This window comes from Flavobacterium plantiphilum, from assembly GCF_046000495.1.
Classification (GTDB): Bacteria; Bacteroidota; Bacteroidia; order Flavobacteriales; family Flavobacteriaceae; genus Flavobacterium; species Flavobacterium plantiphilum.
The window spans coordinates 390,391-402,246 of sequence record NZ_JBELQA010000002.1; the positions used below are offsets into that span (position 1 = coordinate 390,391).

General features: G+C 34.9%; 15 protein-coding genes. 3 read left to right on the top strand and 12 right to left on the bottom strand.

All coding sequences use genetic code 11. From position 1 onward, the window contains the following. Positions 1-3: 3 nt before the first annotated feature. The 12 genes from hemB to ABS764_RS04520 form a co-directional block, all read right to left on the bottom strand. Positions 4-999, bottom strand: coding sequence for a porphobilinogen synthase (gene hemB / locus ABS764_RS04465; protein ID WP_408080389.1), 996 nt, complete (start codon positions 997-999; stop codon positions 4-6). A 65-nt stretch (positions 1,000-1,064) separates the two neighbouring features. Next, complete coding sequence (locus ABS764_RS04470) at positions 1,065-1,418, bottom strand: four helix bundle protein (RefSeq protein WP_408080391.1); 354 nt, start codon at positions 1,416-1,418, stop codon at positions 1,065-1,067. Between the two features lie 66 nt (positions 1,419-1,484). Beyond that, on the bottom strand, positions 1,485-2,390 hold the full coding sequence (gene hemF / locus ABS764_RS04475) for an oxygen-dependent coproporphyrinogen oxidase (RefSeq protein ID WP_408080393.1): 906 nt from the start codon (positions 2,388-2,390) through the stop codon (positions 1,485-1,487). A gap of 54 nt (positions 2,391-2,444) precedes the next feature. Continuing rightward, entirely contained in the window at positions 2,445-2,825 is a 381-nt protein-coding gene (locus ABS764_RS04480; RefSeq protein ID WP_408080395.1) for a hypothetical protein, read from the bottom strand. Between the two features lie 80 nt (positions 2,826-2,905). Beyond that, positions 2,906-3,934 (bottom strand): uroporphyrinogen decarboxylase, encoded by a 1,029-nt coding sequence (gene hemE, locus ABS764_RS04485; RefSeq protein WP_408080397.1) that lies wholly within the window; start codon positions 3,932-3,934, stop codon positions 2,906-2,908. Between the two features lie 53 nt (positions 3,935-3,987). Next, positions 3,988-4,671, bottom strand: a complete 684-nt coding sequence (locus ABS764_RS04490) for a uroporphyrinogen-III synthase (protein ID WP_408080399.1) — start codon at positions 4,669-4,671, stop codon at positions 3,988-3,990. Next, a complete protein-coding gene (gene hemC / locus ABS764_RS04495) occupies positions 4,671-5,597 on the bottom strand; it encodes a hydroxymethylbilane synthase (RefSeq protein ID WP_408080401.1) in 927 nt (308 codons plus the stop codon). Before hemC ends, ABS764_RS04490 begins: the two co-directional genes overlap by 1 nt. A 75-nt stretch (positions 5,598-5,672) precedes the next feature. Continuing rightward, positions 5,673-6,932, bottom strand: a complete 1,260-nt coding sequence (hemA, locus tag ABS764_RS04500) for a glutamyl-tRNA reductase (protein ID WP_408080403.1) — start codon at positions 6,930-6,932, stop codon at positions 5,673-5,675. Between the two features lie 374 nt (positions 6,933-7,306). Beyond that, positions 7,307-7,897 carry a hypothetical protein gene (locus tag ABS764_RS04505; protein ID WP_408080405.1) on the bottom strand — a complete coding sequence of 197 codons (591 nt, stop codon included), beginning with the start codon at positions 7,895-7,897 and terminating at the stop codon, positions 7,307-7,309. A gap of 18 nt (positions 7,898-7,915) precedes the next feature. After that, entirely contained in the window at positions 7,916-8,344 is a 429-nt protein-coding gene (locus ABS764_RS04510; RefSeq protein WP_408080407.1) for a hypothetical protein, read from the bottom strand. A 137-nt stretch (positions 8,345-8,481) separates the two neighbouring features. After that, the gene (locus ABS764_RS04515; RefSeq protein ID WP_408080409.1) at positions 8,482-9,321 is read right to left on the bottom strand and encodes a DUF5777 family beta-barrel protein; all 840 of its coding nucleotides are present in this window, start codon (positions 9,319-9,321) and stop codon (positions 8,482-8,484) included. A gap of 35 nt (positions 9,322-9,356) precedes the next feature. Further along, positions 9,357-9,746 carry a hypothetical protein gene (locus tag ABS764_RS04520; protein WP_408080411.1) on the bottom strand — a complete coding sequence of 130 codons (390 nt, stop codon included), beginning with the start codon at positions 9,744-9,746 and terminating at the stop codon, positions 9,357-9,359. Between the two features lie 153 nt (positions 9,747-9,899). On the opposite strand from ABS764_RS04520, the gene ABS764_RS04525 reads away from it, so the two are divergent. The 3 genes from ABS764_RS04525 (at position 9,900) to ABS764_RS04535 (ending at position 11,815) form a co-directional block, all read left to right on the top strand. Then, positions 9,900-10,268: a c-type cytochrome gene (locus tag ABS764_RS04525; protein WP_408080413.1), complete on the top strand. Its 369-nt coding sequence runs from the start codon at positions 9,900-9,902 to the stop codon at positions 10,266-10,268. A gap of 14 nt (positions 10,269-10,282) precedes the next feature. Next, positions 10,283-10,822 (top strand): YceI family protein, encoded by a 540-nt coding sequence (locus ABS764_RS04530; RefSeq protein WP_408080415.1) that lies wholly within the window; start codon positions 10,283-10,285, stop codon positions 10,820-10,822. 138 nt (positions 10,823-10,960) lie between these two features. Further along, entirely contained in the window at positions 10,961-11,815 is an 855-nt protein-coding gene (locus ABS764_RS04535; protein ID WP_408080417.1) for a helix-turn-helix domain-containing protein, read from the top strand. The last annotated feature ends 41 nt before the right edge of the window (positions 11,816-11,856 follow it).

Below are 11,856 nucleotides of genomic sequence, written 5' to 3' on the forward strand. Positions count from 1 at the left end.
AGTTTATTGATTTAAAAGTATAGCAGCTTCTTTAGCAAAATATGTTGAAATCAAACTAGCTCCGGCACGTTTAATACACATTAATTGCTCCATCATGATTTTGTCGTTGTCTAACCAGCCTCTTTCGGCAGCGGCTTTAATCATCGCATATTCGCCCGAAACGTGATAAACAGTTACTGGTACGTTTACGGCGTTTTTAACCTCTCTAACGATGTCTAAATACGCAATTCCGGGTTTTACCATAACCATATCGGCACCTTCTTCAACATCCCAAAGGGCTTCCTTGACGGCTTCAATGCGATTGGCATAATCCATTTGGTAGGTTTTTTTGTCTTTTGGTACCACAACATCAGCTTCTTTTGGAGCGGAGTCCAAAGCATCTCGGAAAGGTCCGTAAAATGCCGAAGCATATTTAGCCGAATAACTCATGATTCCCACATTATGGAAACCGGCAGCATCTAATCCCTGACGTAATCTTAAAACTCTTCCGTCCATCATATCTGATGGGGCAACAAAATCGGCTCCGGCTTCGGCATGAGAAACTGCCATTTTTACCAAAGCATCGTTAGTTGAATCGTTTTCCACATCGCCATTTGCAATAATTCCGTCATGACCATAAATAGAGTAGGGATCTAAAGCCACATCGGGCATTACAATCATTTCAGGACAAGCTGCTTTGATAGCACGAATGGCATTTTGCATTAAACCGTTGGGATTCCAGGCTTCTGTTCCGGCATTGTCTTTAAGTTTTTCGTCTACTTTTACATAGATGTTTACCGCTCGGATGCCTAAAGTGTAAAGTTCTTTGACTTCTTCAACGGTTAAATCAACCGAACGACGAAAAATACCCGGCATCGATGGAATTTCTACTTTTACGTTTTCGCCTTCGGCAATAAACATTGGAAACATAAAATCACTTGGACTTAAGGTTGTTTCTCTAACTAAACTTCTAATTGATTCGTTTACTCTTAAACGGCGGCCTCGTTGTAATGGGAACATATATTTTAGCTTTTAGCTGACAGCTTTCAGCAATTAGCTTTTAGCCGTTAGCAATTATAATTTAATTACTTATTTAATTTAGATATTAAACTATTGAGCATTTTTTTGATTTCTTCGACTTGAAATAAAAGCTTTTGACCATTTTCAAATTCAATGAATTTTAAATCAATGCTTAGTAATAGTTGGTACTCTAATTCATTTGCAGAACCAAATGCAATATATAAAAAACGACAAAAATCTTTATCTGAATTTCTACCGCAACCTTCAGCAATATTTGTAGGTATTGAACTTGAAGATCTCTTCATTTGACTGATTAATCCAAATATTTCATCTTTAGGAAAAGCAATGGTAATTCTATATACATCAAGTGTAAGTTGATGTGATTTTTCCCAAACCGAAAATTTCTTATAATCTCTCATTTTCTTGGCTAATATCAATTTATGATTTTTTACATAGCTCAAAAGCTAACTGCTAAAAGCTGATAGCTAAATTATCCAATCAACAGGATTTTCCAACACTTTCAATAACTTTTCTTCTTCGCTTTCTGCTTTTGGATGATGGTCGTAAACCCATTGAACATGAGGTGGTAAAGACATCAAGATAGATTCAATTCTCCCGTTGGTTTTTAAGCCAAATAAAGTGCCTTTATCATGAACCAAATTGAATTCTACATAACGACCTCTACGGATTTCCTGCCAGTTTTTTTGCTCTGCTGTATAAGGCAAATCTTTTCTTCGCTCAACTATTGGAACATAAGCCTGAAGGAAACTATTTCCGACTTCAGTAACAAAATTGTACCAGTTTTCCATTGACATCTGCTCTGTTTCTTTGCAATAATCAAAGAATAAACCGCCAATACCACGGGCTTCGTTGCGGTGCGCATTCCAGAAATACCCATCACATTGTTTTTTATATTTTGGATAAAACTCCGGATTGTGTTTGTCGCAAGCGGTTTTACAAGTCTGATGAAAATGAACCGCATCTTCTTCAAACAAATAATAAGGTGTTAAATCTTGTCCGCCGCCAAACCATTGCTGGATTACGTTTCCATTGTCATCATACATTTCGAAATAACGCCAGTTGGCATGAACCGTAGGTACCAGTGGGCTTTTAGGATGAATAACTAAACTCAGTCCGCAAGCAAAAAAATCAGCTTCGCCTACGTTAAATAGTTTTTGCATGGAATCGGGTAATTTTCCATGAACAGCAGAGATGTTCACTCCGCCTTTCTCGAAAACGGCACCGTTTTCAATTACACGGGTTCTTCCACCACCGCCTTCCGGACGTTTCCAAAGATCTTCTTTAAACTTAGCCTGACCGTCAACGGCTTCTAGTCCTGTTACTATTTGATCCTGAAGTGTTTGTATGTATTGGTAAAATTTGTCTTTCATATTCCTCACCCCCAACCCCTCTCCGAAGGAGAGGGGAGCAGAGGACTTATTTTATTAATAATTATTTTTTAAAACAGCAATTTTATTAAAAATATCAAATGAAAAAGTCTTGCTTGACGCTTGGATATAATTGTAAATCGCAATCGCTTTTTCTAAAAAATGGAATTGATTTTTCTGAGGCATTTCTACTAGAATATCTGCGAAATGTTCCTGATGATTCCAGTCCAGATGACAACGTTGAAGGAGTTCAATCAGTTCGTCTTCAGAAATTTCGTTTATTCTTTCTAAGTCTAAACCAAAATTTTTTAACTGCTCATCAATAGCTTTAAAATCATCATTATCATTCCATTTTGGTACAAAAACCAACGAATGCAAGGTTTTAAGAATATTGTCTATTCTTATTTTTTCCTTATCTCTTAAGCTTTTGTTGAGCATTTCTTTTTAGTTATTGGTTGATTGTTGTTAGTTGATAGTCGTTAAGTATTTTCTAACAACTATCAACTAAAAACCGTCAACTATTTATTTCCGTACTCTTTCACCGCATCAATGAACGCTTTGGCGTGATCCACAGGAATGTTTGGTAAAATTCCGTGACCCAGATTTACGATGTATTTGTCTTTTCCGAATTCGTCAATCATTTCGTGTACCATTTTTTTGATGGTTGGAATTGGCGAAAGCAATCTTGAAGGATCGAAATTCCCTTGTAAAGTTACGTTTCCTCCTGATAAATAACGGGCATTTCTGGCCGAACAAGTCCAGTCTACACCAAGAGCTGAAGCCTTACTTTTCCCCATGTCGTTCAAAGCAAACCAACATCCTTTTCCGAAAACAATTACCGGAGTTACTTCAGCAAGAGCTTCAACGATTTGGTTGATGTATTTCCATGAGAATTCCTGATAATCAACCGGAGAAAGCATTCCTCCCCAGGAATCAAAAATCTGAACGGCATTCACGCCTGATTTTACTTTTTCTTTTAAGTATAAAATGGTAGTATCGGTGATTTTTTGTAATAAAGTGTGAGCAGCTACCGGATTTGAGAAACAAAATCCTTTAGCAGTATCAAAGCTTTTCGAACCTTTTCCTTCCACAGCATAGCAGAAAATTGTCCAAGGTGAACCTGCGAAACCAATTAACGGAACTTCGTCATTCAGCATTTCTTTGGTCAATTTCACGGCGTCAAAAACATAACCTAAAGTTTCATTCACATCCGGAACATAAACCTGATTTACCTGTTCCATGGTGCGAATTGGATTCGGGATAATAGGTCCCAAATTATCTTTCAATTCCACGTGAATTCCCATAGCTCTTGGAACAACTAAAATATCCGAAAATAAGATAGCGGCATCCGGAGCAATACGACGAATAGGTTGTACTGTGATTTCGGCAGCCAGTTCCGGAGTTTCACAACGGGTAAAAAAATCATATTTATCACGTAAAGCTCTAAATTCTGGTAAATATCTTCCTGCCTGACGCATCATCCAAACCGGTGGACGTTGTACAGTTTCTCCTTTTAGTGCTTTTAAAAACAAGTCATTTTTTAACATAATTCTATCTTTTTTTATTCCTCAACGGGGTTTTTGGATTTTTTTATTGTCAGCTAGACACTTTCAGATTTATAATACTCTATAACTTCAACAATAACATCTTCAATTGTTGGTGTTTCCGGAATTATAATTTTTTTGATTTTATTTGCTTCTAATGTTTTTGCGGTGGTATTACCGATGCAAAAGCAAATTTCTTTTTTGATTTTATTATTTGTTAAATAGCTTTCAACAGCTGAAGGGCTAAAAAACAAAATTCCATCAAATTTTTCCTCTTTGGATATTTTAAAAGGAGCTAATGCAGTTTGATACACTTCAATTTCATTGAATGTGATGCCTGCATTTTTTAATGCTTGGGGTAAAGTTTCTTTGCGTAGGTTTCCGCTGAAAAAAGTATAGCTTTCTTTGTTGTAAATTAACGTAATAATTTCGGCTAATTCCGAGGCATAGTCCATATATACATCTACTGTAAAACCGTTAAGCTCCAGTAATTCTTTAGTTTTTATGCCCACACAGAAAACACTTTTGGTTTGCAGTTTTTCCCAGCCGTTTTGTTCCATTAAACTTAAAACGGCATTTTGACTGCTGAAAATCAGATTTGTATTGAGGTCTTTTAATTCGAAATTACTGTTTTTAATTTCGATAAAATCTTGTTCTAAAAGATCAAAACCAGCATCAAGAAATGCTTGTCTTTGTTCGGGGGATAAGGTTTTGGTAGACAGAATACTTATTTGACTCATTATTTTTTCAAATTAGTTTTAATTGCTGCCATCAGTTCAGCTCCGCCATTTTCCAGAATTTCTTTTGCCATATAAAATCCTAATTTCTTCCATTCGGATATATCCACGATTTTATGGACTTCGATTTTTTCTTTTCCGTCTAATGAAAACAAAACGCCATCAAAATGTATGGTGTCTTCCTCTTCATTGTATTTTACCAAAGCACCAATAGGAGCGGTACAACCACCTTCTAAAGTTCTTAAAAACTGGCGTTCTATATGCGTGCAAATTTGGGTTTCAACATGATTTAAATTAGAAAGAGCATCCAGTGTATAATTGTCATTCCCCATAGCAACCACTAGCATAGCGCCTTGAGCCGGTGCCGGAATCATCCAGTCTAAATCGATGTAATCGCTTGGTTTTAAATTGATTCTTTCCAGTCCTGCTGCTGCAAAAACAGCTCCGTTCCAGTCGTTGTCCTGTAGTTTTTGCATTCTGGTATTTACATTTCCACGCAAATCGACTACGGTATGATTTGGGTATTTGTTCAGCCATTGTGCCTGACGTCGTAAACTTCCGGTGGCAATAGTTCCGTTGCCTTCCAAAAAGTCTAAGTTTCCTTTATGCACTAAAATATCTAAGGTATTGGCTCTTTCTAAAACAGCAGCCTGAACAATTCCAACAGGAAGAGCCGTTGGAACATCTTTCATCGAATGTACGGCAATATCGACATCACCGTTAATCATGGCAATATCCAGAGTTTTGGTAAAAATTCCGGTAATTCCTAATTCGTAAAGGGGTTTGTCAAGAATAATGTCGCCTTGGGATTTTACGGCTACAATTTGAGTTTTATAACCTAAATCATTTAGTTTATTTTGAACAGTGTGGGCTTGCCATAATGCGAGTTCGCTATCTCTTGTACCTATACGTATTGTTTTTTCTGCCATTTTTATATTTTATTCCAAAAATAGGATATAAATTAATATCCATTAAGGAATTGAGGTTCTTTCTTTTTTTCTGGTTTATTTACTTACCAGTGCTTCAATTTTAAACACTTTTTCAATCCATTCAATGCTTTCATCTACCATGGTATTCTCATCTTTGAGGTGATTGGCAAAATGAGTCGTGATTTTCTGAATGATTCTGTTGCTGATGATTTCGGCTTGTTCTTCGTTAAAATCAGCCATTTTTTTACTTTGAAAATCCAATTCTGAATTTTTAATATCGTTCAGTTTGGCTTTTAAGGCGTTGATAGTTGGAGCAAATTTTCTTCCTTTTGTCCAGCTTCTGAATTCGTCTTTTATTTCTTCTATAATAGCTTCGGCAGCAGGAATATGTTTTTTTCTGTTTTCTAAAGTTTCATCGGTCATTTGCGCTAAATGATCCATATGGATGAGTGTAACACCTTCAATTTCGGTAACATTTTCATTCACATTTTTAGGAATCGATAAATCTAAAATCAACAATGGTTTCTTGAGATTTAGAATTGCTTTATCCACAGTCGGATTCTGAGCTCCGGTTGCCACTACTAAGACATCAGCTTTTTGTAATTCCAGTTGCAGATCAGCATAATCTTTAACTACTACATCCAGTTTCTCAGCCAGTCTCTCGGCTTTATCTTTGGTTCTGTTAATTAAAGTAATTTGTTCGTGTTTGGTATGTTTTACAAGGTTTTCACAGGTGTTCCTGCCAATTTTTCCCGTTCCGAAAAGTAAGATATTTTTATTCGAAATATCTGCTACATTCTTGATAATATATTGAACCGATGCAAAAGACACTGAGGTTGCACCGGAAGAAATTTCAGTATCTGTTTTGATTTTTTTACTAGCCTGAATCACAGAATTTACTAAACGCTCCAAAAAGTTGTTTACTAAACCATAGGATTTACTTTGGTTAAAAGCATTTTTTATCTGGCTGATGATTTCAAAATCTCCTAAAATCTGACTGTCTAATCCTGTTCCTACACGAAACATGTGATTAATTGCATCCTGATTTTTATAAATATAAGCGACTTCCTGAAATTCCTGAACCGAACCTTTACTATTTTCGCAAAGTAATTTGATTAATTCATAAGGATGATTGGCAAAACCGTAAATTTCAGTTCTGTTGCAGGTAGAAGTAACTATTAATGATTCGATTCCTTCGGCTTCAGCCTGCATTAATAAAATAGATTGAGCCTTGGCGTCTAAGCTGAATTTTCCTCTAATCGTTGCATCTGCTTTCTTGTAACTTAGACCTAAAGCGTAAAAAGTGCTGTTTCTGGACATGTTAAAATTTTCCATAATTATACTTTCCTTAAAAAGTTCAACAAAATTATTATTAACTATTTTATAAAAACAACGCTGTAAGTTCTTTTTGTATCGCTTCATGACAAATTGATTCAAAATAGTGTTTACAAAATCGATTATATTTAAAAATAGAGTAAAATCAGGTGTTCTTTTGCTATTTATGTAGATTTGTTCTAAATAACAAAACGATTAGACTTTAGTTTGGGTTACGAAAAAATATCGCTTAGAGTTCTTTTAAATGTTATTAAAATACAATTCATGTTTTCATTTACTAGAAAATATAACAATTCCAGTTGTCTGATTAAATTGTATTTTGATAAAAAAATGCTGCCTGACATTTGAAGGCAGCATTTTTTATTTTAATAGAATTATTTTTGAACAATTGGTGCTCTCAATGATTCTAGTACAGCAACGATATCAGCGTATAGTTCTGTATTTGCCTCAACTTTATTAGCAACTGCAGCAGCACCTACGTAACCCACAAATTTTGTGTAATCGGCATTAGAAGATTTTGTTCCCATACGAGGGTTTTTAGCCGGATCATGAGCATCAACCATGTTTAAACCTGAATAGGTGTTTACCGGATTTGTTCCTCCTGTAGCAGAAGAGAAAAAATCAGTCAGATTATCAACTAGAACTGCTAATTTAGTAGTGTTACCAGCTCCAACTTCTGCTAAAAGTGGTGCAAAATGAGCTCCTAGATTTCCGGATGCATTATTTTCTACGTCAGCAACAATAAGTCCTACGGTAGAGTTTACCACTTTACGGTAAGATAATCTTCCTGCTTCAATCATTTTACTTGAATCATCAGGGTCAGTAACCATTTTTGTTCCGCCTAAACGAGTGTAAATTGACTCTTCTACCGGATCTGGTTTTGGATCATCATCGTCACTGCAGGAAGTAAATGCTGCTGACGCAATTAGTAATACACTTAGTGTAATCTTAGAAAAATTTCTCATAATAATTGAATTTAAGGATTAATTAAAAAATTGATTTATTGTTTTTGATGCTTTGTATGCGAAACTGTTCTGATCCACCGGGCAAACTTCTTTATTTTCCATATTGGCAGGTAGTAAAAAGCGTTTCGCTTCATAAGGTCTTTTAGTCATTAATTCGTTATAAACTTTTTCTGAATTAGTGATTTTATTGTTGTGGAAATACACGACAACATTTTTTTTTACAATAATGGAATCAGATGTTAAGCCTTTGATGGTTCTTAAATCGGCACAAATTTGCTTGGCCTGAACCGAATCAATATTGGCTTTAAAATCAATACGACTGACTTGTAAATTTGGGCTATCATAAACGGCTGGTTTTGCTGTAATAATGTGAAAAAGCAAAATAGCTATGAACAGCACTGCAATTCCCGAGATTACGTAGAGTAATTTTTTGACTGTTTTATTCATTTTAATAATTTTTTAGGTTTTCAAAATTATTTACGAATGTTTTTTTGCTGTGGTTTTAGAATTTATGAGAAAAAGATTAATTTAGAATTGTTTTAAATACCGATTTGTTTTGAAGTAGGGTAAAAAAGGCGGTTTTTCTAAAATACTCTTAACAAATTAAAACCAAAAAATACATCTCCTTTGGTCCAGTCTCCGGTAGTCTGACCTAAATACCCTGCTTCATGAATCCCCTGAGAACTGGTAAAATGCATTTGAAAAACATGTCCACCCGTCTCTAAATCAAAACCTACTGAAAGTGGATTTTTGTAAACAGAATTGGAAGCTCTGTTTAGATGTGCGGCATAATCAATATTAAGCGACCAGCGTTTGGATAATTTATAGCGACCGCCAATACCAATGGCATATTGTGTATTATCCTGTTGTGCATTGTCTACAAAATTTTCGTGAAAAATGGTTGGTGCTAATTCCAGAGATAATTTTTCAGAGTATTTTCTGGAAATCAATACTTGCTGTACATACGTAAACCGATCATCGAATTGTAGTTTAGGGTACAAACTTTCTTTGAGTGTATTGTTAATGGCTAAACTTGAAAAACCCGCAATAGTTATTGGGAAACCATCTGTAATCTGGCTCATCAAAGTATATTTTGCAGAAAAATCATAGGCTAGTTCGCTTCTGGCACCACTGATTGTTAACCAGTCGGTTAACCCGTAAACAAATTTCAGTTGTGTGTTTGCATTATCCAAGCCAAAAAAACCTTCAAAACCATCTTTTACGGAGCCAAACCGGTGCGCAACAATAAAATACAAGTCGCCTTTTGCAGCCAGTTTAGTCGATTCCAGATTGACAATTTTTAAACCTTTGAATGCTGAGGATACTTTTTCTTTTCCGGAAATTGTATCGATCCCTTTTAATAAATCTTCTTGCGAAAAAGAGATTAGCGGGAATAATAATAAGAGTAGGAGGAACTTTTTCATAAAATATAATTTTGGATTGTTAGTTAATTGGTTTGCTATCTAATAACAGAACTCTGGTCAAGTTTAAATTCTTCTAATAAGTCGTCATAGCCCAGAAATCGCCCTTTAATTATGATAGTTTTTCCCGGAAGAATGTTTTCTGGCAAGCTTTCATTGAACGTGGCAAATACTTTATTGTCCAGAATAATTGCTTTGTTTTCAATGTCAACTGCCGTTATTTGTGCCTTCAGTTCGATAGTCTGATCCTGATATTTTAATAATGCCAGACTATCATTAGTCGTAAATTCTTTTTCTAATTCGGGAATGCTTATACTATAAGTTGCTGCTTCAGTACTAATGTCACGGTGACTTTGGTAGATGTAGCCATAAAAAACAATGACAATAACAGCTGAGATAAGAATTCCGATGAGGATTTTTTTCTTCATGGCGGTGGTTTTAAGGTGTAATTTCATCTACGTTAAAACAGAAAGATTGGTTTTTTTAAAATAAAAAGTGTGGGACAAAACTGGATAAGCATTTTCAACGTACATGAGTTATCTAAGAGATGCAATCCTTTTTTTAATCTAAAACCAATTGTTATGAAACCAAAAAATCTTTTTCCGCTGCTGTTGTCAGCCAGTTTTTTAATGTCCTGTTCGAATGATAATCCGGATACTCTGATGGAGGATGTACCTAATGATACTGCCGTAACATATCAGCAAAATGTAAAATCTATTATCGATAATAATTGTATTTCCTGTCATGCGGCAACGCCCAGAAATGGCGCTCCAATGGCATTAGTGACCTATGATCAGGTAAAAAATGCCATTCAGAACAGGGGTTTACTCAATAGAATTTCATTAAATAACGGAAATAGTTTATTAATGCCCCAAGGCGGACCCCGCTTGCCTCAGGCTACTATTGATATTGTAGCACAATGGCAACAAGATGGTTTGTTACAACAATAATTTAAAAAAATACGATGAAAAACTACTTGATAATAGCAATGATACTGGTTTCAGGATGGACAATTGCTCAGGATAAAATGATTTGTAAAACGGGGAATATTACTTTTGAAGCTTCGGTACCTTCTTTTGAAGAGGTTAAAGCCACTAATACAAATGTAACGGTAGTTTTAAACCCTAAAACAGCAGAGATAGCCAGTTTAGCTTTGGTGAAAGGTTTCCGGTTTAAAGTGGCATTAATGGAAGAGCATTTCAATGAAAATTACATGGAAAGCGACCGCTATCCAAAAGCGCTTTTTAAAGGGAAAATAGAAAATTTTAATGTCGATAGTCTAAATGAAACCCCTAAAAACTTTACAATCAACGGGAAATTAGAACTTCATGGTAAAACGGTTGCGGTAAAAACCATTGCCCAAATGAGCCAATCCGGTTCCGGTATTACTTTAGTGTCTGATTTTTCAGTGAATGCCAGTGATTTTGATATTTCTATTCCGGCTGTGGTTAAGAAAAAGGTTTCCAATAAAATCAATATTCATGTCGATGCGCTGTTGAAATAAGCGGTCTAAACAATAAAGATTTTATAAAATTAGAAGGAAGTAAACAATAAATCCTCAAAAAGATTTAATTTTGAAAGACCAAAAAGAGTCGTTTGACTAAAAACGACAATAGTAAGTTGAATTAAGTAAATCAAAAAAATGGAGGAAGAAATAAAAATTGACGATGATTTTATTTTAATTCGTTTTCAAAACAATACTGATGAGGTACTCACTTTTCAACGTCCGGTACAATTAGGGCTGATACAATTTCATTTTGGTTTGAAAGGAAGCGCTAATTACATTTTTAATCAGGGCAATTATGTACTGAATTTAAAAGAAGAAAAAGCCTTATTGTTTTATAATACCGAAAAAGAATTGCCGCTTAATGTAGAAATTGCACCAAAAACCTGGTTGATTTCCATATTTGTTTCCATTAAAAAATTCCATGGATTATTTACCAGTGATGCCGAGCATATTCCGTTTTTAAGCAAAGAAAATCAGGAAAAAAAGTATTATAACGAAAGCGAAATTAGTCCGTCGATGGCTATTGTTTTAAACCAGATGTTTCATTATAACCTTAATCCATCCATAAAAAACTTGTATTACAAAGGAAAAGGATACGAGTTATTAAGTCTTTTTTTTAATCGAAATGAAGACCCAGATGCCGAACAATGTCCGTTTCTGGTTGATGAGGAAAATGTATTGAAAATTAAGAAAGCCAAAGAAATTATAATTGCTAATATGTCTGAACCACCGGGATTACAGGAATTAGCCGATCAGGTAGGATTAAATTTGAAAAAACTCAAAATGGGTTTCAAACAAATTTACGGCGACACTGTTTATGGTTTTTTATTTGATTACAAAATGGATTTTGCCCGAAAACTACTCGACAGTGGTTCTTATAATGTAAACGAAGTAGGTTTAAAAATTGGTTACAGTACCGGAAGTCATTTTATTGCTGCCTTCAAAAAGAAATTTGGAACCACTCCTAAAAAATATTTAATGTCCATTTAAACAGCAATCTCAGGCACAGTATTGATTTTGAATATTAAAAT

What these genes read in the sequence shown, in the direction of transcription:
- ABS764_RS04515 (WP_408080409.1), bottom strand. Translation starts at nt 9,321, where the DNA reads ATGAAAAAGTTCCTCCTACTCTTATTATTATTCCCGCTAATCTCTTTT.
- hemE (WP_408080397.1), bottom strand. Translation starts at nt 3,934, where the DNA reads ATGTTAAAAAATGACTTGTTTTTAAAAGCACTAAAAGGAGAAACTGTA.
- ABS764_RS04505 (WP_408080405.1), bottom strand. Translation starts at nt 7,897, where the DNA reads ATGAGAAATTTTTCTAAGATTACACTAAGTGTATTACTAATTGCGTCA.
- ABS764_RS04530 (WP_408080415.1), top strand. Translation starts at nt 10,283, where the DNA reads ATGAAAAACTACTTGATAATAGCAATGATACTGGTTTCAGGATGGACA.
- ABS764_RS04490 (WP_408080399.1), bottom strand. Translation starts at nt 4,671, where the DNA reads ATGAGTCAAATAAGTATTCTGTCTACCAAAACCTTATCCCCCGAACAA.
- hemB (WP_408080389.1), bottom strand. Translation starts at nt 999, where the DNA reads ATGTTCCCATTACAACGAGGCCGCCGTTTAAGAGTAAACGAATCAATT.
- ABS764_RS04510 (WP_408080407.1), bottom strand. Translation starts at nt 8,344, where the DNA reads ATGAATAAAACAGTCAAAAAATTACTCTACGTAATCTCGGGAATTGCA.
- hemF (WP_408080393.1), bottom strand. Translation starts at nt 2,390, where the DNA reads ATGAAAGACAAATTTTACCAATACATACAAACACTTCAGGATCAAATA.
- ABS764_RS04520 (WP_408080411.1), bottom strand. Translation starts at nt 9,746, where the DNA reads ATGAAGAAAAAAATCCTCATCGGAATTCTTATCTCAGCTGTTATTGTC.
- hemA (WP_408080403.1), bottom strand. Translation starts at nt 6,932, where the DNA reads ATGGAAAATTTTAACATGTCCAGAAACAGCACTTTTTACGCTTTAGGT.
- ABS764_RS04535 (WP_408080417.1), top strand. Translation starts at nt 10,961, where the DNA reads ATGGAGGAAGAAATAAAAATTGACGATGATTTTATTTTAATTCGTTTT.
- ABS764_RS04525 (WP_408080413.1), top strand. Translation starts at nt 9,900, where the DNA reads ATGAAACCAAAAAATCTTTTTCCGCTGCTGTTGTCAGCCAGTTTTTTA.
- ABS764_RS04470 (WP_408080391.1), bottom strand. Translation starts at nt 1,418, where the DNA reads ATGAGAGATTATAAGAAATTTTCGGTTTGGGAAAAATCACATCAACTT.
- ABS764_RS04480 (WP_408080395.1), bottom strand. Translation starts at nt 2,825, where the DNA reads ATGCTCAACAAAAGCTTAAGAGATAAGGAAAAAATAAGAATAGACAAT.
- hemC (WP_408080401.1), bottom strand. Translation starts at nt 5,597, where the DNA reads ATGGCAGAAAAAACAATACGTATAGGTACAAGAGATAGCGAACTCGCA.